This window comes from Fictibacillus norfolkensis, assembly GCF_014836645.1.
Lineage (GTDB): Bacteria > Bacillota > Bacilli > Bacillales > Fictibacillaceae > Fictibacillus > Fictibacillus norfolkensis.
Window position 1 is genome coordinate 118,924 of sequence record NZ_JACSQM010000008.1, and the last position, 20,462, is coordinate 139,385.

The 20,462-nt window shown below is 40.1% G+C and carries 19 protein-coding genes; 4 read left to right on the forward strand and 15 right to left on the reverse strand.

Annotated elements, in window-relative coordinates; genetic code table 11:
• Window positions 1-22: 22 nt before the first annotated feature.
• Window positions 23-1,639 carry an MDR family MFS transporter gene (locus tag H9648_RS16655; protein WP_191754930.1) on the forward strand — a complete coding sequence of 539 codons (1,617 nt, stop codon included), beginning with the start codon at window positions 23-25 and terminating at the stop codon, window positions 1,637-1,639.
• A 222-nt stretch (window positions 1,640-1,861) separates the two neighbouring features.
• Here the strand turns inward: H9648_RS16655 and H9648_RS16660 are convergent, their stop codons facing one another.
• The 9 genes from H9648_RS16660 to yfcC form a co-directional block, all read right to left on the reverse strand.
• On the reverse strand, window positions 1,862-2,689 hold the full coding sequence (locus tag H9648_RS16660) for a GNAT family N-acetyltransferase (RefSeq protein ID WP_191754931.1): 828 nt from the start codon (window positions 2,687-2,689) through the stop codon (window positions 1,862-1,864).
• 148 nt (window positions 2,690-2,837) lie between these two features.
• Window positions 2,838-4,196, reverse strand: coding sequence for a magnesium transporter (mgtE, locus tag H9648_RS16665; RefSeq protein ID WP_191754932.1), 1,359 nt, complete (start codon window positions 4,194-4,196; stop codon window positions 2,838-2,840).
• Between the two features lie 162 nt (window positions 4,197-4,358).
• Complete coding sequence (locus tag H9648_RS16670) at window positions 4,359-4,760, reverse strand: DoxX family protein (RefSeq protein ID WP_191754933.1); 402 nt, start codon at window positions 4,758-4,760, stop codon at window positions 4,359-4,361.
• 151 nt (window positions 4,761-4,911) lie between these two features.
• Window positions 4,912-5,661 carry a type I methionyl aminopeptidase gene (map, locus tag H9648_RS16675; RefSeq protein ID WP_191754934.1) on the reverse strand — a complete coding sequence of 250 codons (750 nt, stop codon included), beginning with the start codon at window positions 5,659-5,661 and terminating at the stop codon, window positions 4,912-4,914.
• Between the two features lie 80 nt (window positions 5,662-5,741).
• Window positions 5,742-6,347 (reverse strand): TVP38/TMEM64 family protein, encoded by a 606-nt coding sequence (locus H9648_RS16680; RefSeq protein ID WP_191754935.1) that lies wholly within the window; start codon window positions 6,345-6,347, stop codon window positions 5,742-5,744.
• 121 nt (window positions 6,348-6,468) lie between these two features.
• Window positions 6,469-6,855 carry a hypothetical protein gene (locus H9648_RS16685; RefSeq protein ID WP_191754936.1) on the reverse strand — a complete coding sequence of 129 codons (387 nt, stop codon included), beginning with the start codon at window positions 6,853-6,855 and terminating at the stop codon, window positions 6,469-6,471.
• A 121-nt stretch (window positions 6,856-6,976) separates the two neighbouring features.
• Complete coding sequence (locus H9648_RS16690; RefSeq protein WP_318243550.1) at window positions 6,977-7,432, reverse strand: pyridoxamine 5'-phosphate oxidase family protein; 456 nt, start codon at window positions 7,430-7,432, stop codon at window positions 6,977-6,979.
• Window positions 7,433-7,529: 97 nt separating this feature from the next.
• Window positions 7,530-8,702 carry a beta-aspartyl-peptidase gene (gene iadA, locus H9648_RS16695; protein ID WP_191754937.1) on the reverse strand — a complete coding sequence of 391 codons (1,173 nt, stop codon included), beginning with the start codon at window positions 8,700-8,702 and terminating at the stop codon, window positions 7,530-7,532.
• A 32-nt stretch (window positions 8,703-8,734) separates the two neighbouring features.
• Window positions 8,735-10,237, reverse strand: a complete 1,503-nt coding sequence (gene yfcC, locus H9648_RS16700; protein ID WP_318243551.1) for a putative basic amino acid antiporter YfcC — start codon at window positions 10,235-10,237, stop codon at window positions 8,735-8,737.
• Between the two features lie 174 nt (window positions 10,238-10,411).
• Between yfcC and H9648_RS16705 the strand changes: the two genes are divergently transcribed.
• Complete coding sequence (locus tag H9648_RS16705; protein ID WP_225218952.1) at window positions 10,412-12,490, forward strand: sigma-54 interaction domain-containing protein; 2,079 nt, start codon at window positions 10,412-10,414, stop codon at window positions 12,488-12,490.
• 201 nt (window positions 12,491-12,691) lie between these two features.
• Here H9648_RS16705 and hpaD read toward each other — a convergent pair whose 3' ends face one another.
• From hpaD to H9648_RS16735, 6 genes are read right to left on the reverse strand one after another with little or no spacing between them, the layout of a single operon-like run.
• On the reverse strand, window positions 12,692-13,675 hold the full coding sequence (hpaD, locus tag H9648_RS16710; protein WP_191754939.1) for a 3,4-dihydroxyphenylacetate 2,3-dioxygenase: 984 nt from the start codon (window positions 13,673-13,675) through the stop codon (window positions 12,692-12,694).
• A gap of 11 nt (window positions 13,676-13,686) precedes the next feature.
• Window positions 13,687-15,162, reverse strand: a complete 1,476-nt coding sequence (gene hpaB / locus H9648_RS16715; protein ID WP_191754940.1) for a 4-hydroxyphenylacetate 3-monooxygenase, oxygenase component — start codon at window positions 15,160-15,162, stop codon at window positions 13,687-13,689.
• 11 nt (window positions 15,163-15,173) lie between these two features.
• Window positions 15,174-16,688 carry a 5-carboxymethyl-2-hydroxymuconate semialdehyde dehydrogenase gene (gene hpaE, locus H9648_RS16720; protein WP_191754941.1) on the reverse strand — a complete coding sequence of 505 codons (1,515 nt, stop codon included), beginning with the start codon at window positions 16,686-16,688 and terminating at the stop codon, window positions 15,174-15,176.
• Window positions 16,672-17,463: a fumarylacetoacetate hydrolase family protein gene (locus H9648_RS16725; RefSeq protein WP_191754942.1), complete on the reverse strand. Its 792-nt coding sequence runs from the start codon at window positions 17,461-17,463 to the stop codon at window positions 16,672-16,674. The genes hpaE and H9648_RS16725 overlap by 17 nt, the downstream gene beginning before the upstream one ends.
• On the reverse strand, window positions 17,464-18,387 hold the full coding sequence (gene hpaI, locus H9648_RS16730) for a 2,4-dihydroxyhept-2-ene-1,7-dioic acid aldolase (protein WP_191754943.1): 924 nt from the start codon (window positions 18,385-18,387) through the stop codon (window positions 17,464-17,466). It lies immediately after the preceding gene.
• Window positions 18,388-18,399: 12 nt separating this feature from the next.
• The gene (locus H9648_RS16735) at window positions 18,400-19,065 is read right to left on the reverse strand and encodes a GntR family transcriptional regulator (RefSeq protein ID WP_191754944.1); all 666 of its coding nucleotides are present in this window, start codon (window positions 19,063-19,065) and stop codon (window positions 18,400-18,402) included.
• 212 nt (window positions 19,066-19,277) lie between these two features.
• Between H9648_RS16735 and H9648_RS16740 the strand changes: the two genes are divergently transcribed.
• Together H9648_RS16740 and cspD are read left to right on the forward strand one after the other, a co-directional pair.
• A complete protein-coding gene (locus tag H9648_RS16740) occupies window positions 19,278-19,568 on the forward strand; it encodes a late competence development ComFB family protein (protein WP_137789946.1) in 291 nt (96 codons plus the stop codon).
• 256 nt (window positions 19,569-19,824) lie between these two features.
• Window positions 19,825-20,025: a cold-shock protein CspD gene (cspD, locus tag H9648_RS16745; RefSeq protein ID WP_066237152.1), complete on the forward strand. Its 201-nt coding sequence runs from the start codon at window positions 19,825-19,827 to the stop codon at window positions 20,023-20,025.
• The last annotated feature ends 437 nt before the right edge of the window (window positions 20,026-20,462 follow it).

Here is a 20,462-nt window from a genome sequence, read left to right on the forward strand (position 1 = left end):
AACATGAATTGGAGGGTGATGCATGGAACATCTAGAAATGCGGCGGAAAGTAATTATAATGCTTTCCATCATGTCTGCTATGCTTTTTGCAGCGTTAAACCAAACCATTGTTGGTACGTCTTTACCAAAAATCATTGCTGATCTTGGAGGAATAGAATACTACAGCTGGGTTTTCACGATTTTCATGCTCACTTCAAGTATCACAGCGATATTAGTTGGAAAACTATCAGACATTTACGGAAGAAAACCCTTTATCCTGTTAGGGATCGGTGTGTTTACTGCAGGGTCACTTTTATGCGGCATTTCCGGAAGTATCTTAGAACTCATCTTATATAGAGGTGTTCAAGGTTTTGGTGGAGGTATGATCATGTCGACGGCTTTCACAGCAGTTGGTGATCTATTCCCGCCTCGCGAACGCGGTAAATGGCAAGGGATTATGAGCAGTGTTTTCGGTTTAGCAAGCGTGTTTGGTCCTACATTAGGAGGATACATCGTCGATCACTTTCATTGGCATTGGGTATTCTGGATCTTTCTACCCTTTGGTCTTGTCGCTTTTGCCGCTATATACTTTTTATTTCCTTCTGTTCAAAGAAAAGAGAAGGAATCCATCGATTACACGGGTTCATTGTTACTAACGTTAACAATGGTTCCTCTTCTCCTTTCATTCACCTGGGCAGGAAATCAATATGATTGGGTATCTCCAGAGATCATCGGACTGTTTGCTGTAACAATCGTAGCTTTCTTTTTGTTTGTGCTAACAGAAAAGCGTGTATCAAGTCCTGTGCTACCACTTGATATGTTCAAAAATCAAGTGTTCACCGTGTCTAACATCATCGGCTTTTTTTTAGGAGCAGGTATGTTTGGATCGATCATGTATATGCCTTTCTTCATACAAGGAGTAATGGGAACATCGGCTACTAAATCCGGCTTTGTCATGATGCCATTAACACTAGCTATGGTTGCAGGAAGCACGATAAGCGGACAGATCATTACAAAAACAGGAAAATACAAGAAATTAGCTATGCTTGGATTGTTCATTATGGTAAGTGGAATGACGAGCATGCATTTTATGGATACGCAAACGACTAATACGACAGCAATCTTTAATATGATTCTCGTTGGGTCAGGACTTGGAATCGCGTTTCCGATCTTCACCTTAACTGTGCAGAACGCGATTGAGCATAAGTATTTAGGTGTTGCGACCTCTTCTGTTCAACTGTTCAGACAGCTTGGTGGTACGATTGGTGTTTCAATTATGGGGAGTGTAATGAATAACTCTCTAGCAGATCACTTTAATAAAGAGTCTCAAAAGCTAGTCGCGTCTTCTCCTAGTGTTACACCTGAGATGGGTGAGCAGATTAAAGAGCTCGCGAACCCTCAAGTGTTGCTGAACCAAGAAGCTGTTATAGAAAAATTCAGTGCTTTGCCACCTGAATCTTTAAACGTTATTAAACAAGTACTTGGTATACTGCGTGAGTCTTTGAGTTATGCATTAAACGGCGTTTTCTTAACTGGTGCAATCGTTATTGGCACAGCATTCATACTCACCTTCTTCTTCTTAAAAGAAATTCCACTAAGAACTTCTAATGAAGAAAAGAATACTTCACATGAACAAGCTGCAGAACGGAAGCTTGGTTAGTTAACACAAGAAAAAGACGGCGAAATCGCTAGAGTTCGATTCCGCCGTCTTTTATTATTTTCTTAAGCTATTTTCGTAAACTTTGTTGCTTTTGGTAGTGTTGATTTCCGTTCCAGGCTGCTCGCTTTCCACTCCAATCAACTGTCAAAGGAGAGAAGGATTCAAAAGCAACAACCTTTTAGAAAAGAGCGTTTCCTTATCAGTTTTCACTAGTGTTCGTGCTTATAACACTTTTTCTTGCTGCTTTTGTGATTCAGCTGTTAGGAGTGGGTAGTTCATACACCAAAACCCAATATCTTTAAAGCCTAAACGCTTATATATCGACCCTGCTTTAGGGTTATCATAGAAAAGACATAGCGTTTTCCCTTCAGCCAAAATATCGTAGCATAGCGCTTCCATACAAAGGGAAGCATACCCTTTGTTTCTTTTTTCAGGGTGTGAACAAACGCCGACAATCATCGCTGACAGTGAGTTTTCTGCCGTAGAGGATGCACAAGAAACAATGGTATCCTCTTCTCTTATAAAATAAGTGCGTCCTGTTTTGGTGGATAATGCTTGCTCCAAGCTTTCTTTAGCTGTTTTTCCAATAGAGAATTCTTTGATCAAGTATTTTAATTCCATAAGGCTTTCTACATCTTTAATATCTGCTTGTATTATATTTTGTCTAGAGCTGTTTTTGTTTAATGCTTTGGCATCCTTTAATTCAGCAAAATACAATTCTTTTGTTCGCTCAAAATTTAAAAAAGGAGTAAACTGCTCGGTAATTTCTTTTTTCCCAGAAAGCATTTCGTAACTTTTATCTTTATTGATAATTTCTGAAAATGCTTTTGCGTTAATTTCCCCTTTTGCATACGGAAGGTAGTTCCCTTTATAACGGAGAAGAATACCTGTGATAGATCCGTTATCATCAACATCTGCCCAGATGTCCTGAGAATCTGTTTCATAACCAAAATTCTCAATATCAGCAATAATAAATAAGTTTAGTGCAGGTTCTTCACTTAAATAGTCCATAACTTGTTCATGCCACGTTTGATCCAACTTAACTATCATCTGTACACTCCTCCTTAAGATGTTTTAATTTTATCTGCAAACTGGAAAAATGCAACATTTTTTTAAATAAAAAAACCAGTCAAAAGACTGATTTTTATTAACACCATATTGTTTTCAATGTAAGAGATAGCAGCACGATATCTTTTATTTATAGTAAATATGATAAGAACATTGTTGCTGTACCAAAGTATACTAAGAGTGAAAAAATATCATTCAATGTTGTGATAAGAGGTCCCGATGCTACCGCTGGGTCAATCTTAAATCTGTATAGTAATAACGGAATAAGTGTTCCGGCAAGCGTACCAATTATCAATGTAAAGAATAAAGAACTACCTACAACAAACCCCAAAATTAGATTGCCTTTCCATAAGAAAGCCACGATTGAGATTAAAATTCCGCATGTAATGCCTATAATAAACCCAACACCAAATTCTCGGAGTATTAATTTCACAATGGTCGGCCGATCGATGTCATGCGATACAAGTCCACGAACAACTACTGCAAGAGATTGTGTGCCCGTATTCCCTGTCATACCTGCAATCATTGGCATAAAGTACGTAAGTGCAACCGCGCGTTCAATCGTTCCTTCAAACGTACTAATAATACTCCCAGATAGAATCCCAATAAACAAAAGTAAAATAAGCCAAGGCAGTCTTCTATAGGAAGCTACGAGTGCACTTGTCTGAAAATCAATGGATTTACCCGTTGCGGATAACTTCTCAATGTCTTCATTAGCTTCTTCAATTAATACATCGAGCACATCATCGACTGTAACAATTCCGATCAAACGATCATGTTCATCCGTTACAGGGACAGCTATAAAGTCGTAGCGCTCAATTGTACGTGCTACTTCTTCTTGGTCTGTCTCTGCGGGTACGGAGATAACCCTGCTGTACATGATTTCCTCAATCTTCTCATCCATCTCTGCTAATAACAGATCACGATACGAGACTACACCAACAAGCTTTCTTTCATCATCAATTACATATAAGTAATAAATATTCTCTGCAAAACCGGCGAATGTTTTTAGCTTTTCAACCGCATCTCTAACCGTATAAACTTGAGGAATCCATACAAACCGGTTGGTCATGATTCCACCAGCGGTATCTGAATCAAACTGCATAAGACTTTGAACCGTTTTCGATTCGTCTGCTTTCATGGAAGACAAGAAATCTTGGATCTCATTAACATCCAAATTACCGAGAAGATCGGCCAAATCGTCATTCTCCATTAAGTTCATGATGTGAGATGATCGCTCAATGCCAAGTTTATTCAGAATTTCCATCTGAAGATCACTTTCCAGCTCTTGAATCAAGGAAGCAATCTGTCTTGTGGTTAAAAACGTAACAAACTTATGTCTGTGCTTCTCCGGCAAATTTTTATAAACATTTGCGATATCATACGGGTGAAGTTCATCGATTAAAAGCTGAAATTCTTTTTTTCGTAACTCTTTTAAGTTTTTTATGACATATAATAATATCTGGTTCTCTGACATCTCTTTAAACAAGGAACGTCACCTCCTTATAAAAGTACTTCACCATTATAAGTGATTTTTCTAACTGTGACTATGGTATCGTATTGAATCTTTTCTTCTGAGCTTAATTACTTAGGCAAAAGAAAAAACCACTCAGCATAAAGTGGTTCCGTCATTTTTGTTCTGTATCCAGTTCTATTTTAACCAAAGGTGATCTAAAGAATAATCTCCTGCTCCTGTTAAGGCGACTGCTATCACTACTGCGATTAAGACTAAATTAAACTCATAGCCGTTCGCCGTTACCCAGAACCCGTTCTGCAAGTGAACTTTAACTGCAGCTACAAGCATCGTTCCAGCGATCAGCACAGCACCAATTTCGGTGAACAAACCTGCGGCAAACAAAAGTCCCCCGCCAAATTCAGCCAGACCTGCTAATAGAGCCATCGTATAACCTGGTTTAATACCGATAGATTCCATCCAGCCTCCGGTTCCTTTTAATCCATAACCGCCAAACCACCCAAACAACTTTTGAGCTCCATGCGCTGCTAATGCTAGCCCCACTACTAATCGAATAATCAGTAATCCTAATGATAACATCCCTATCCCTCTTTCTTTACGTGAATTTAACTTACTTTATGTTAGTATATTACAATGAGTAACTTGTCTATGTCAAGTTACTTTAAAAAAATAACCTTAAGAGCAAAAAAAATTACCGCTCTTCTTTAAAGAATATGCGGTAATGTTTATTTTAAGCTTGTTCCGTTAAAATAATTGGCCCCTCTTTTGTAATGGCAACAGTATGTTCATATTGTGCTGATAGACTTCCGTCATAGATGACGGCCGTCCAGCCATCCTGCTTCAAACTTACATGCGGCCGACCCTGATTAAGTATGGGTTCGATGGTTAAAACCATACCCTCTTTTAAAGTGATTCCCGTGTTACGCTCTCCAACATGGTGAACTTGAGGCTCTTCGTGTATGGAACGCCCTATACCATGCCCAATAAACTCTCGAACAATCGAATAGCCTTTATTCTCCGCATAAGATTGAATCGCATGACCAATATCACCTATACGATTACCAACCCGTGCTTGTTCTATCCCCTTATATAGAGCGTGTTTGGTTGTTTCCAACAAAGCACGCGACTTTTTAGAAACCCTTCCTACTTCATATGACCATGCGGAATCAGCCAGCCAACCATTTAAATTTACAACAAAATCAATCGTGACGATATCTCCGTCCCTTAACGCATTTTTATTGGGTAGCCCGTGACATACTTCATCATTTACAGAAGCACAAGTCGCAAAAGGATACCCCATATATCCTTTTTGAGCAGCTTTTGCTCCGTGAGCTGTTAAATAATTTTCAACAAACTGATCAATTTTATATGTTGTTGTTCCAGGGATAACAAGCTTGCTTAATTCTCTGTGACATGAAGCGAGCAGCCTTCCTGCTTCATGCATCTTTTCGATCTGCTTTTGTGACTTGATCTTAATCAATACAAAGTCTCCCTTCCTCTTTTCTAACTATATTCAAGGAAAAAGATCTTCGTGAAAGTAAATAAGCACCTGGCGTTTTATCACGCCCGGTGCTCTGATTCTTTAAGTCTAGATTCAACTATTTTTCCACCTAGCCACAAGACAAATATGCCAAAAGCGATCATCCCAAGTTTCAAAGGGCTCTTCAACACATCAATAAAGTCATATCCGATAAATGAAACGATCGCGATCATCACCAATTTACCGAGAGTTAAGGCTAGCAGAAAGGTTTTAATATTAATCCGTGATAATCCGCCTACTATGTTAACTAGAGCGGATGGAGTAAACGGAAAACAATAGATGAGAAAAAGCATACCAAAACCATGCCTCTCTACCCAGCCTAGCATTCGTGTAGTGTTTGTATGTCTGTTTAAAAAATTCAAAAATCGCTTTTGTCCATATCGCCGAACTAATAAGAACACAATGATAGAACCTACGCAAACCCCAATCCATGAATAAAGAAATCCTAACCAAAATCCGTATGCCGCTGCATTTCCCGCTACAAAAATAAAAAGCGGAAGGATCGGCAGAAATGATTCCAGCATAGGTAGCAATATCCCTGGCAAGAAACCTAGATCTTTGTATTGATCAAGCAGTTCTAATATGTTTTTTTCAGTAAAATAGCGTTCCCAGTTTCGCCAGTCCATGCATCGTTCACCCTTTTCTTCCTCATACCCTCATCGTTGCCACAGTTAACTTGTTTAAAACCGACTTTAGGAAAAACAAGGAGTTAATCATCTAATTTTATCATAAAGTAAAAAAAGTTCACTATTTGCTGATCGTTTTTGAATGTGTTTTATACCTTTTTTGTCCTAGAATAAACCCACAGCAACATACTGAAATGAAAGACATTAAAGGGAATAAGAAACTGATAAACAGCATTCCCTTTATCTCAGCATCGAACGGAAACAAAAGACTATACATAACTACCGTTCCATGTAGTAATGCCCCCACTGCAGCCAATAGTTTGTGTATCCACACAACAGCAAAACGGTTTAACGCACATAGGAATGCGGCAATACCCCATAAAAGAAGAGGATATCCCAAAACATTCAGACCATCGGCTTTCGTTTCCACAAGACTCGTGATCTGCACGATTCCAACCAAGATAGAAAGAAGCCCCGATAAGAGAAACGATCGGTATATGATAGTCATTTGATTTCCCCCTTTTCAACTATCACCATGTTTAAGCACACATCTAAAAATAAACAAAAAACCGCCACAACATAATGTTTTGACGGTTTGCACGTTTCTTCTAGTTGTAAAAAAGTCAGCTTTATTTCATAAGAGCGTCATACACTTGGACATCTAACTCTTTTGCTTTCTTTTCATTATACGTCTTTTCATATACAGGTTCTTGGACGATCTTTGCACCCCAGAACATACTCTCAAACACATGGTCAATATCCACTTCGATCTTTGCAAGCTTTAAGGGTACGCCTTCCATGGTTTCTTGAAGTATATTCGCTTTTCCATTAATAGAATATACCGTTTCAAGACCTACTACCGTAAGGACCACATTTGGATTATCTTTAATGTTTGTTACGATGCGAGAATTGTTCGTAACCGTAAATCGAATCTTTTCTTTTGACAAGCTCTTTACCCATGAGATCGCGTTAACAGATGGAGCTTTCGTTTCTACGTCAACGGTTCCTAAGAGGACAAGCTGTTCGCCTTGCAGGTGTTCAAACAATTCTGGACTTAACGCTGTCGGAATTTCTTGTTTTGCCACATGATCGCCACCTTTTAAGAAAAATTATGTATGTTCTCTATTTTACCATATATTTCATAAGTTAAAAATGAAAAAGGAAGCGTTACGATCGCTTCCTTTATTCTTCAAACGTTCCCCTGATTACGGCCTCTCCGTCTTGAACCATCACTTGTCCTAACGCAATAACTGAATCGATGCTAAGATCTTCATTAAGCAGAACAAGATCAGCATCAAGCCCTTCTTGCAGCCTTCCTTTTTGTTTAAGCTTTAAAACGCGAGCGGGATTAGAAGTGATTGTTTGCAATGCTTCAGGAAGTGAAACCCCTTCTAATTGAACAGCATCCCGCACTTCGCCGAACAGCGAGTTCACTTTGCCGATACGCAAGCCCGTAAATTCTCCAAATTCATTAAATGCAGGCAAACTTCCTTGTGCGTCTGATGTGAACGTTATTTGCTCAATTGCCACTCCTGCATCTAACATTCTTTTAAGCCCAATTGAGCATTTAACTTCGCCTTCTTCTAAAAATTGCTTTGTCGTACTGGTTGTAAAATCTACGGTACCGCCTTTTTTCGCATATTCGATCCCTGCTTCAAATAGGTAAGAATTCCGGTTAATATGCGTCGGATAAAATTGAGAAAGAGGCAGATCTGTCGTATCCACTACTTCTTCAATTAAAGATAACATGCGTTTGCTGTCGCCAAGGTGAATGTTCACAACACCCGCTTTTCCTGAAAGCATACCTGCAACTCTTGCTTGTGACGCTAGCCTTGCCAGTTCGGGTGCTATCGGCTGGCTGGATCGATGATCAGCAATAGCAATTTCACCTACACCGATGATCTCATCAACCATCATGATGTCTGTTTCAATATTCCCTGTTAGCGTTTTAACTGGAACTTGATAGGAACCCGTGTGCACAAAGCACGAGATTCCTTCTTCTTTTAGCGCTTTTGCTTTTGCGATCAAAGAAGTCATCGTCCGGGCTATCCCGTCCGTACCAATCACTCCAACAATCGTTGTCACACCTGCTTTCGTAACATCTGACAGATAGATCTCAGGAGTTCTTGTTTTATATCCGCCTTCTCCTCCACCACCAGTAATATGAACATGTCCATCAATAAAACCTGGTGCCACTATTTTCCCTGTTGCATCAATGACGTGGATATCAAGAGCAGGTGCCGGCCATTCAATATTTTCTGAGATGCTGGCTATCTTTCCGGCAGCTAATAGGATATCTTTTTTTCCGAGATAATGAGGCGCATATACCTCACCGCCTTTTATGAGTGTAAACATGTGAATCATTCCTTTATTTTTTCAAAAGTATATTATTTAAAACCGATTAACACAGCGATGACTATAACAATTGAAGCAAAAGTAAACAGCAACGCTTGAAACTTAATTTGGAACTTGAACCATTTTCCCCAATCTAGACGTGCAACTCCTAGTGTTCCCATCAAAGCCGCAGAAGTTGGTACGATCATGTTCGTAAAACCATCACCCAGCTGAAAAGCAAGAACCGCTACTTGTCTAGTCACCCCAGCAAGATCCGCAAGCGGTGACATTAAAGGCATTGTAAGCGCAGCTTGACCTGAACCTGATACAACGAAGAAGTTAAACACAGATTGAAATACATACATAATCCATGCAGAAAGTGCTGCAGGAACATCATCAACAATTCCGCCAGCGGCATGAAGAATCGTGTTCAAAACAGATGCTTCAGCAGGATTATCCCCACCTAGGATGATAACGATTCCTTTAGCCATACCGACGATAAGTGCTGCTGGAAGAAGATCCTTTGCACCTTCTTTAAAACCATCAGCAATTCCGTTCACTGTCATATTGTTCATCTTGAAGATAATACCAATTATACCCGCAACTAAACCAATCGTAAAAAATTGAGTAGCAATTTCGGGAATGTAATATGCTCTTTCTACAACTCCCCAAACGATCCATGCAACTCCTGCTAAAATGGTAAGAAGAATTAAGATATGACCTGTTCCAAAGTTTGATTTAATATCTGTATGTTTAAAATCGTCACGGAAGTATGCATCTGAATCGTACGATAAGGAACGTTGTGGATTTTTTCTAATTCTTGATGCGTATACCCAAGTATATACGATTCCTACTAATGTAAAGAAAGCCCACATTCCAATTCGAAATGGTGCACCGGATAGTACTGGAATTCCAGCAACACCTTGTGCAATAGCGACACCGAACGGATTCATCCAGGATGTTGCAAAACCTATCTGTGTTGCAACATAAGTAATCATAATCGCTGTAATAGCATCATAACCGAGAGCTATCACAACGGGGACAAGAATCATTGCAAAGGCGATCGCTTCTTCACCCATCCCAAAAACAGCACCGCCTAGAGAGAATAATAAGAACATGAGCGGGATAATGAGTGCTTCTCTACCTTTAGTATGGTCGATCATTTTTAATATACTGTCTTCGATCGCACGCGTTTTCATAATAATACCGAACGCACCACCGATGATTAAAATAAAGGCTACAACCCCAACTGCCGACCCCCATTTATCTCCTGAAACAAGTCCTTCAAAAATGTAGTTTAAAAAACCGGCACCGCCGCCTTCTTCGAACAGACTGACCCCTTGAGTAGCTGGCTCACCGTCTTCCCCTTTTACGTACGAAAAGCTATCAGGAACAAGTACTGTTTTAGTCTGCTCTTCGCCGCCCTGCATAAAGGTTGTTTCTTTTGTCTCAAATTGCCCTGCCGGTATGATATACGTTAACAAAGCCATTAGTGCTACAACAAAAAACACGATAACAAACGTATCGGGCATCGTAATTCCTTTTTTCTTATCCACGTTACTTCCCCCTTTTCTATAATTCACCATTCATTATTTGCAAGAATTGTGCCAACATTCCATCTCCCTTTATTAAAGGTTTTTAAATATTTTGTTTTATTTAATGGCTGGTTATAAGATAATAGTTTCATAACCAAAAAACGACCTAAAAATGACCATTAAAAGAAGGTGTATATGATGGAAACCAAAAACCAGATTGTTCTTTTAGCAGGTACAAAGGAAACTCGTATTGCATTATCCCGACAACTTCAATCCATTTTAGGCGACTATTTTCATATTAGAAGTTATTCTTCTGAAGAAATGCTTCCTACGCGACTGGAGAATGAAATCGTAATTCTATCTTCTTATCTTATTAAACGTGAGGTAGCTCATTGTTTGAATGAATCTTGTAGAGTGATTACGGCAAGACGCACCGTCAACTATGAATTTATGGATCAGCTTTTACAACTGCCAGAGGGTTCAGATGTAATGTATGTGAACGATTTTCCACAAACGGTAGAACAGTCCGTACAAACTCTCATACATCTAGGAATCAATCACTTGAATTACCTTCCCTACTATCCTGGCATTCCTCACTACCAACATGCAGATATCGCTGTGACACCCGGCGAGATGCATCTAGTGCCAAAAAAGGTTAAGAGAATTATTAATATCGGCGTACGTCTGATCGACATTACTACCATAACAGAAATTTTGAATGAACTTGGTGTCTTAGATGACCGGGCAACAGGCATTTCTGAACGATTTACAGAAAAAATTATTCAGTTGTCTAAGAAACTTGCACTTGCTAATCAAAAGGCACTTCAACTTAACGAACACCTGGACAAAGTATTAAATGGAGTGAATGATGGTATTTTATCATTTGATCATACGGGTAAGATTACCGTATTTAACGAAGAACTGAAGAGTATATTTTCAACCGATTCAAAACAAGCTGTCGGAAAACATATTAAACAAATTATTAAAGATAATGAGCTGCTGAACTTTCTAACAGATACAACAAGTGAACAATCAGATCAATTTTTTACGATCAATGATACAAATGTTATGGTTCACCGGTTCACATTACCGGCTGAAAACACGATGATTGCAACATTCAAAAACACGAATACTACAATCTCGATGGAGAAAGCGGCACGACATGAACTAAAGCGAAAAGGTTATATCGGAAAGTATTTTTTCAGTGATATCATCGGCGACTCCGAGGAAATTGTTCGAACAAAAAATATTGCGAAGAAACTGGCTGCAACAGATCTCTCCCTCCTCATACAAGGGGAGAGCGGCACGGGTAAAGAACTCTTCGCAAGTTCCATTCATAACGAATCAGGCAGAAGAAACGGTCCCTTTCTAGCAGTAAACTGTTCTGCCCTTTCTGAGGATTTATTAGAAAGTGAACTATTCGGATATGAAGAAGGTGCATTTACAGGTGCAAAAAAAGGCGGAAAACAAGGTCTCTTTGAACAAGCAGAAGGTGGTACCATTTTTCTCGATGAAATTGGTGATATTAGCGTCAAACTTCAAACACGGCTCTTACGTGTTCTGCAAGAAAAAGAATTAAGGCGAGTCGGAGGAACTCGTGTACTCCCTATTGACGTAAGAGTTATCTCTGCAACGAACAAGGACCTGGCATCTGACATAAAGCAAGGATTGTTCCGGGAAGATCTGTATCATCGTTTAAATGTTCTTTATTTAAAACTCCCGGCACTTCGTGAGAGAAAAGGTGATATACCACTTTTACTAAATCATTTTTTAACGATGCGTACTACTAAAAAAATGAAAGTGGAGAATGAAGTCGTTGGCCATCTTATAAACCGCTCCTGGACGGGTAATATAAGAGAATTAAAGAACGCCATTGATTATATGCTTGCTGTTTGCAATGGAGAAAAGATTAAGGTTAACGATCTCCCTCAGGAAGTGATGAGGATAAGAGGTGATGAGAGGACTTTTGCAGCTGAGGCGTTCAGTGAGGTTTCTGCCACCTCAGAGGAATTGCCCCCACTAATCGCACCAGAAGAAGAAGCTGCTATTATGAGCTGCATCTATCGCAACCACCTTTCTGGTAAAGCATCCAGCAGGAAGGGCTTACTGAAGGATTTGGAATTAGAAGGCGTTACGCTTACTGAAGCTCAAATCAGATTACGTTTAGATCTCGTGGAGCAAAAAGGGTTTATCGTGAAAGCAAAAGGTCGAAAAGGAACACGGCTGACCGAAAGCGGACTACTTTATATTAAGAATGAATTGGATAAATCTTAAAAATTCAGAATCGCTCATAAATCTTGAGAATCGCTCATAAATCTTGAGAATCGCTCATAAATCTTGAGAATCGCTCATCCAGCGTGCATTTCATGCCGCTGGACGAGCGCGAATGCTCCTACAAACATCAAAAAAGCCGGCTCCTGCAAATTCAAAGCAGAGCCGGCTTAATAATTTCACTTATCTATACAAACCCCAAAATCAAGTCACAAAATCAGGCTTACGCTGCGCTAGAGTTGGACTTTTCAGCTCTACTGGCTCACCTTTTTCCAAACTCAAAAAAGAGGTTGCTTCGTTAAACCAGCTGTCAGGAGCTTTATGTCCCCAAAACGTCTGACGTCTTGGATCGTTAATGTCCCACTTGATCGGTTTAAAGTCAGGATCACTCGTCAAATAGTCCCCATTATATAACTCAATGCGATTTCCATCAGGGTCACGCACGTATAAAAAGAATGCGTTCGATAAGCCGTGACGTCCAGGTCCGCGCTCGATGTTATCTGCATAACCCATGCTCGCCATCACGTCACAACAATGGATCAAACTCATCGGATCAGATAACCAAAAACCAACGTGATGAAGACGAGGACCTTCTCCGTTCATAAATGCAACATCATGGACCGTTGGTTTCCGGTGAAGCCACGCCGCCCATGTTCGATCGTCTTCGGTTGCTGTATATTCTGAAATTCTAAATCCGAGTTCATTTGTATAAAACTTTACAGCTGCTTCCACATCTGGAACCATGCAGTTGATGTGATCGATACGCTGAACACGTGCACCACGGTACAGATCATACTTTTGGATGCAGCGCTCAACACTTTCCATCTCCACAAAAAACTCTAGCGGTATCCCAGAAGGGTCCTCTACACATAATGTTTTACCGATTCCAACGGCAGGATCTGCATCTTTCCATAACACTTTAGCGCCCTTTCCTTTAAAAAAGGTTTGTAGTTCGTTTAAGTGACTGTCTTCCCACACTTTGTAGCTTACGACATGAACGCCAGGCTTATCTGCTTTTTTCAACAAAAGGCTGTGGTGGGAGTGTTCTTCTAGTCCACGTAATGCCATCCATTCTGAAGTAGCAGCCGTTTCGATAAAACCAAGAGCGTTCACATAAAAGTCACGGGAAGCATGGAGATCGGTGACGTTCATGACAACACGCGCGATTCGTATAATGTTAAAATCCATGACGGCTCCTCCTATACACTTGTGTAGTTATGGCTTTTGGAATTCACACGCTGCAGAAAATCTTTTACCATTGCTTTATAAGGCTCTTTGTTAAATTGATCATAATAAATGTTCGACATACGCGCCGGATCTCCAAAGAAGTAATATTCATAAAGAGCTTGGCGGCCGCCGAACGTACTGATGGAAATGTCCCATGCTAAGCGGAACAATTGAGTGCGCTCATAGCCATCAATGTTGGCCCCTTGTGTATAGCGATGTACGAGTTCGCCAATATCATCTGCGTTAAAATCCGCTTCTGTCGGAATCCCCATCAAACCTGAAGCCCCAAGAATTTTCACGATTTCAACAATGCGCTGATACATTTTCGGGTACCAGTTACGCGCAGCATTGAGCGGTGCAAAGTCCGGTGTCATATTTCCGTATTTATCAATAGAAGCGTTATGCTCTGCACGGTAAAGGTGAGAACGCATCGTTTCGAGAATAAGCATGACTTCAGATGCTTTTTCTTTAACATGTGGAAACACATCAATGCCGATTGATTCCATCATATTTAAGATAACGCCGAGTACAAATTCAGTTTTTACCGTATTCTTCGCGATTACTTGATGTGCCATATGAACGATCGCATTAGTCTCGACGTACGTTCGGTTACAAATATCAGAGCTGCCGCTTACGAAAACGCGCTCCCACGGTACGAGTACATTATCAAAAACAACGATCGCATCACTCTCTTCGAACCGAGAGCTAAGTGGATGGTCCCACTGGCTTCGTCCCGTATCAAACGATTCACGACATAAGAACTTCAAACCTTCTGTATTGTTCGGAATGGCAAAAGCCATCGCATACGGATCATCTTCGGAAGATGCTTTGTTCAATGTTGATGGGAACACAACGATCTCATCCGTTACCCCACCGAGTGTAGCTAACAACCTGGCCCCTTTTACTACGATACCGTCTTTATTCTTTTCAACGATACGTGCAGATAAATACGGATCTTTTTGCTCAGACTGCTTTTTTGATCGGTTCGTTTGCGGATGGATCAGCGTATGTGTTAGGCTGATGTCATTTTCCCGGCAATAGTCATAATACTTTCTTGCGTTTTCTGCGAACATCGGATCATTTTGGGCAAAAAAGTTACCGGACGTACCGAACGCCATAACACTCGTGTTTAAATAATCTGGCGTACGCCCCATCATTCCTCCTGTGTAGCCCGCCCATTCCGAAATCATCTCACGGCGGCGGATGAGATCGTCTACCGTTTTGGGCGCAATAAAGGAAAGACCTACTTTGTCACCCGTCAGTTCAGAGGTATAGAGCATCTTGTCTGCTTTTTCGTGCTGGAGGTCATACAGGTTAGCAATGGACCTTACAATGTTTCGAAATGCCGGATGAGAAGGAATATCATCTACTTTCTCACCATGAATCCAAACGTTATTCTTAGCCTTTGAGATACCTTGAATATATTGTTCCCCCGTGCGTGCAGGCAAAGAAATCCCTCCTAATGTTTCGCTTCGGTTTGAAGCGACTGTTTTTTCTTTCCGAACTGCTGAATGTGATGATCAGCCAGTGCAACATGCACCACTTTCATCTCAGTGTAAAACTCAAACGCATAGTGTCCGCCTTCACGGCCGATACCCGAATTTTTTGAACCACCAAACGGAATACGAAGATCACGTACGTTCTGTGAATTCACCCAGAGCATACCGGCTTCAACGGCATTTGCGACGCGAAGACCCCTTTTCATGTCGTTTGTCCACACATAGCCTGCGAGACCGTACTTAATATCATTTGCGTATTCGATCACTTCTTGTTCATCTTTAAACGTCATCACAGATAAAACAGGACCGAATATTTCTTCTTGCGCCACCGTCATATCATTTTTTACGTTTAATAAAAGTGTCGGAGCTACAAAATTCCCTTTTTTGTGAGATTCTGAGAGTGCTTGGGTGTATACTTCTGCACCTTCGTCTTCGGCAATCTGTAAATATCTTTTCACATTTTCATAGTGTTCTGTATGAATAAGAGGGCCGACTTCTGTATTAGGATCAGATGGATCGCCTACGATAATGTTATCCACCCTCTCCTTTAAACGAGCCACAAACTCATCTTTAATTGAGTCTTGAAGAAACAAACGTGAATTCGCTGTACACCTTTCTCCGTTAAAAGAGAAGATGCCCCATACACAAGCGTCTAGCGCACGCTCAAAGTCACAGTCGTCAAATACGATGATCGGTGACTTTCCGCCAAGTTCCATAGAAAAACGCTTCAATGAAGCAGCACCGTTTCTCATAATCTCGGAACCTGTCTTCGTCTCTCCAGTAAACGAGATGAGCTGCACATCATCATGTGCAACAAGCGATGCACCCGCTGTTTCACCAAAGCCATGAACGACGTTAAAGACGCCTGCTGGCAGTCCTGCTTCATCCACAAGCTCTGCTAGTTTATTAGCAGTTAATGGCGACCATTCAGCTGGTTTTAGTATGACCGTGTTTCCCGTTGCAAGTGCAGGTGCGATTTTCCATGTCTCAAGCATGAATGGCGCATTCCATGGTGTAATGAGTCCTGCAACACCTACAGGCTTTTGAATCGTATAGTTCATGAACTCATCATCCACATGATAAGCTTCACCAGACATACGGTTTCTTACCATCTCGGCATAAAATCTAAAGTTATCTGCTGCACGTCCTACCATCTTTCGTGTTTGAGCTATAGGAAGTCCCGTATCATAGGACTCTAACAACGCAATCTCTTCTACATCGCGATCAATTAACTCTGCAATCTTATAGATGTATTGAAGACGCTTTTCCTGCTTCATCTTTCCCCAAGGACCTTGTTTAAAGGCTTTCTTTGCAGCAGATGCAGCTTGATTAATATCTTCGATCGTTCCTTCACTAACCGTATTGATCTTTTCATTTGTAAATGGATTAATGTTTACAAAAAGATCTCCTTTTTGCCCTGATACAAATTGACCATCTATATAGTGGTGAACCAATTCTTTAATTTCCGGTTTCATGGTCCTTCCCTCCAGTTGAAACTTTTTCTGTACGACCATCAACAATCGTATTCTCTAAAGAACCTAAGTAATCTATTTCAAGTCTGACCACATCACCAGGATGAACATGTGAGATACCTTTTGGTGTACCGGTCCAGATCACATCATTTGGTTCAAGAGTCATGAATGAAGAAACAAACTCAATGATTTCAGGGATTGAATACATCAAATCTTTTGTGTTTCCTTGCTGTCTTAACTCACCGTTTACATATGTTCGCAGTTCAAGGTTTGTCACATCCGGAATGTCAGCAGCATCTACATAATAAGGACCCATCGGACCAAATGTATCGTGCCCTTTTGCACGAACAGGGGGACGGTACCAATTGTTAACGAAGTCACGCACTGTAACATCATTCGCGATTGTGTAACCGCTTACAAAATCCATCGCATGTTCAGCTTTAATGTTTCTTCCCTCTTTACCGATGACAACCGCAAGTTCATTTTCATAGTGCATGTATGTTGCACCGTCTGGATAGAACACTTGGCCTTTATGACCTACTAATGATGAATTAGGCTTAATAAAAAGTACCGGTTCAGCCGGTTTCTCCAGCCCTAGCTCATCTGCATGGTCAGCATAATTAAGAGCTAGCCCGATCATTTTATTTGGCGTAAAGGGAGGAAGCCACGTTTTGATCTGGCTCACATTAGCTGATTTCCCTGATGAAAAAGTGATTACATCGTCTACTACCGTTCCGTTTTGTTCTCTTCCTTCAAAAATAACGCGTGCGTGTTTCATTTATACTTCACTCCCTATTTTTTCTACTAAGCCATAATCAGCAAGAACAGCTCTGATTTCTTTTTGCAGAGAATCTGCCGGCAAGTCCATCGGCAACCTTAATGTTGGGTTGATCTTGCCCATCATACCTAACGCAGCTTTTAGTGGAGCAGGATTCGTATCTTTAAAAAGAACATCATTTAATGGCATCAAATCATAATGAAGCTTTAATGCTTCTTCAACATTTCCAGAATCCCATGCGTTGTATACTTCTGCCACTTTAGACGGCAATACGTTTGCTGTTGCAGATATGTATCCTGCCCCACCAATCGCAAGCATCGGATAGCAAAGCAGTTCTATTCCCGAATACAGCAAAAAGTCACGTCCACAGTTTAAAAGTACACGGTTTATGTGTTCAAAGTCTTTATTAGATTCCTTTACTCCGATAATGTTTGGACAGTCTTCATTAAGTCGCGCTAGCGTCTTTACTTCCAAATTAACGGCTGTTCTGCCTGGGATGTTATAAATGATTAATGGGATGTCTACTGAGTCTGCGATGAGTTTAAAATGTTTGTAAAGTGCATGTTGTGAGGGCTTATTGTAGTAAGGGACGATGACCATAGCGGCATCTGCTCCCATTTCTTGAGCTAATTTCGTTAAATGAAGAGATTCTTGGTGATTGGTCGATCCAGTTCCCGGAACGATAGGCACGCGCTTGTTTACCGCTTTGATCGCTGTTTCCATTACAAGCTCGCGTTCTTTTAATGTCAGCGATGAAGGTTCTCCTGTCGTTCCGGTAACAGAGATACCATGACTTCCAGACTGGATGTGCCAGTCTATCAAACTTTTAAGTGTATCAAGATCTAACGATTCATCTTCGTGAAAAGGGGTGATGATCGGAGCGATTGATCCTCTTAGAGATTTCTTTACTTCTTCTACTTTCATACTTTCATCTCCTCAAATAGAATTTTGTTTGGAATCCTCCAGAAAAGCTTTGAGTGTATTCAATTTATGGTTTCTTGTAAATGCCTCTATTATTGTTGGTTCCTCTCTTCTTTCCATCATCTCGATTAGTTGATAGTGTTCAGCAACTGATCGCTTCATTCGAACAGGCTTCATGGTTGTTCCCTGCTGACGAACAGTCCCCAGCCTTACCCAAGTTGTATGAATCTGTTCTAACAGAAATTGGTTGGTGCAATATTTGTAAGTGAGTTGATGAAATTCCTTGTTGTAATTGGAGAAAAGAGAATAATCAAGTTGTTCAAGTGCATCTTCCATAAGCTTTGTATACACTCTTAAACCTTCAAGTTTTTCGTGAGGAAAGTGTATTGATGATTCTGCAGTCGCAAAACCTTCTAATACGGCTAGAACGGATAAAGTTTCTAAATATGCTTGTTCATCAAAGGGGGTGACAATCGCTCCTGAGTAAGGCTTAAACGAGATGAGAGAATCCGCTTCAAGCAGCCTGATTGCTTCACGAACGGGAATTGCACTTGTTTGGAGCTCTCTAGCCAGTTGGTCAATAACAAGTTTGTGACCTGGTGGATACCTGCCATCTAAGATACGGGAACGAATGACTTGATAAGCATACTGCTGTTTGTTTGTTTTATGTGTAGTCTTCATAATCCTATGTTAATCTCAAATCATATATGATTTCAAGTTAATTTTCAGAAAAATCATATATTATTGTTAATTTAGTAAAAAAGTATCATCTTGTGTTTTAATTAAAAATAATTATAGTTAAATAGTCTTGTTACACACTGTAGAAGTTTACATATGTAGTAAGAATAAGCTATTCTATTCATATAGATTGTGTATAAAGGGGTAAAAAGCCCATGAATGTGAAAAACGCCATGGAGATTCTTGTAGAAGAAGCATTAAAAAATTATTGGGGACAACTTCAGCTGCCATGCAAATGTGATATTTGTAAAGCTGATGTCTTTGCAATTACACTTAACAATTTACCACCCCGCTATGTATCAAATGAAGATGGCTACGCTTTTGTCAAAGCTCAAAACTTTGATGATCAATCCAGAGTCAACATCTTAAACCAGATTGTAAAAGCTACAGGCATTGTAGCCACACGACCATCCCACGACTTAAAACCATCTCCTGCTAGTGAATAGAAGGCAGATGGTTTTTTTTGTACATCTGCATACCTCAAAAATGTTCATTAATCTATAACATTCAGTTGAAAATTACATATGTAAAAATATCCTGACTCTTTATTCCTATTTTTCAGAAAAGTTCCTTGCGAGAGCTTTTTTCTTGTGATATATTTGTGACAACCATTCAGTACTGGATTACATCTTAACTTAAGAGTTTGAAAGTGGTTTGGTAATTACAGAGCACAAAAGTGCAAACGTTCTAGGAGGCATTCACATGCAAACAGGTAAAGTAAAATGGTTTAACGCTGAAAAAGGTTTTGGTTTCATCGAAGTTGAAGGTGGAGACGACGTATTCGTACACTTCTCTGCAATCCAATCAGAAGGATTTAAATCCCTTGACGAAGGTCAAGAAGTAGAATTTGAAATTGTTGACGGAGCTCGCGGACCACAAGCAGCTAACGTAACTAAAAAATAAGTTCAGCCTATATATAAAGACCCGGCAGTTGCTGCCGGGTCTTTCCTATGTAAGATGAACAAATGAAGAGGCTCCCTACCCAGGCAGCCTAGTCTTTTAAACCAACTTTCATTTTATACTTTTGAATTTTACCTAATATGTCTATCTTGTCTTCCTGCGAAAAGATTCCAAGCTTGTGTAGGATTATCGTGTATTGCTGCAACTTAAACAACGAACTCTCTTTATACCACATAACGATCACCTATCTTTCCTTAAGGAAACTTTTTAAACCTTTGTAAATATTATATGCCATCTGCTACATTTATGATAATCATTTGTTCTCCTTTTCAAGTTGTATCTAAATAAAAAAGCGCACCTAAATGATATGCTCCCCTTTAGGTAGACAGATGAAATAAAAAATCTGTTTATCTTAAGGGGAGTTTTTTTATGGGGTATTC

What these genes read in the sequence shown, in the direction of transcription:
- cspD (WP_066237152.1), top strand. Translation starts at nt 19,825, where the DNA reads ATGCAAACAGGTAAAGTAAAATGGTTTAACGCTGAAAAAGGTTTTGGT.
- H9648_RS16735 (WP_191754944.1), bottom strand. Translation starts at nt 19,065, where the DNA reads ATGAAGACTACACATAAAACAAACAAACAGCAGTATGCTTATCAAGTC.
- H9648_RS16740 (WP_137789946.1), top strand. Translation starts at nt 19,278, where the DNA reads ATGAATGTGAAAAACGCCATGGAGATTCTTGTAGAAGAAGCATTAAAA.
- H9648_RS16660 (WP_191754931.1), bottom strand. Translation starts at nt 2,689, where the DNA reads ATGATAGTTAAGTTGGATCAAACGTGGCATGAACAAGTTATGGACTAT.
- H9648_RS16680 (WP_191754935.1), bottom strand. Translation starts at nt 6,347, where the DNA reads ATGGACTGGCGAAACTGGGAACGCTATTTTACTGAAAAAAACATATTA.
- H9648_RS16655 (WP_191754930.1), top strand. Translation starts at nt 23, where the DNA reads ATGGAACATCTAGAAATGCGGCGGAAAGTAATTATAATGCTTTCCATC.
- hpaD (WP_191754939.1), bottom strand. Translation starts at nt 13,675, where the DNA reads ATGGATTTTAACATTATACGAATCGCGCGTGTTGTCATGAACGTCACC.
- iadA (WP_191754937.1), bottom strand. Translation starts at nt 8,702, where the DNA reads ATGTTTACACTCATAAAAGGCGGTGAGGTATATGCGCCTCATTATCTC.
- H9648_RS16705 (WP_225218952.1), top strand. Translation starts at nt 10,412, where the DNA reads ATGATGGAAACCAAAAACCAGATTGTTCTTTTAGCAGGTACAAAGGAA.
- H9648_RS16670 (WP_191754933.1), bottom strand. Translation starts at nt 4,760, where the DNA reads ATGTTATCATTAGGATTACTGATTATTCGATTAGTAGTGGGGCTAGCA.
- H9648_RS16725 (WP_191754942.1), bottom strand. Translation starts at nt 17,463, where the DNA reads ATGAAACACGCACGCGTTATTTTTGAAGGAAGAGAACAAAACGGAACG.
- H9648_RS16685 (WP_191754936.1), bottom strand. Translation starts at nt 6,855, where the DNA reads ATGACTATCATATACCGATCGTTTCTCTTATCGGGGCTTCTTTCTATC.
- hpaI (WP_191754943.1), bottom strand. Translation starts at nt 18,387, where the DNA reads ATGAAAGTAGAAGAAGTAAAGAAATCTCTAAGAGGATCAATCGCTCCG.
- hpaE (WP_191754941.1), bottom strand. Translation starts at nt 16,688, where the DNA reads ATGAAACCGGAAATTAAAGAATTGGTTCACCACTATATAGATGGTCAA.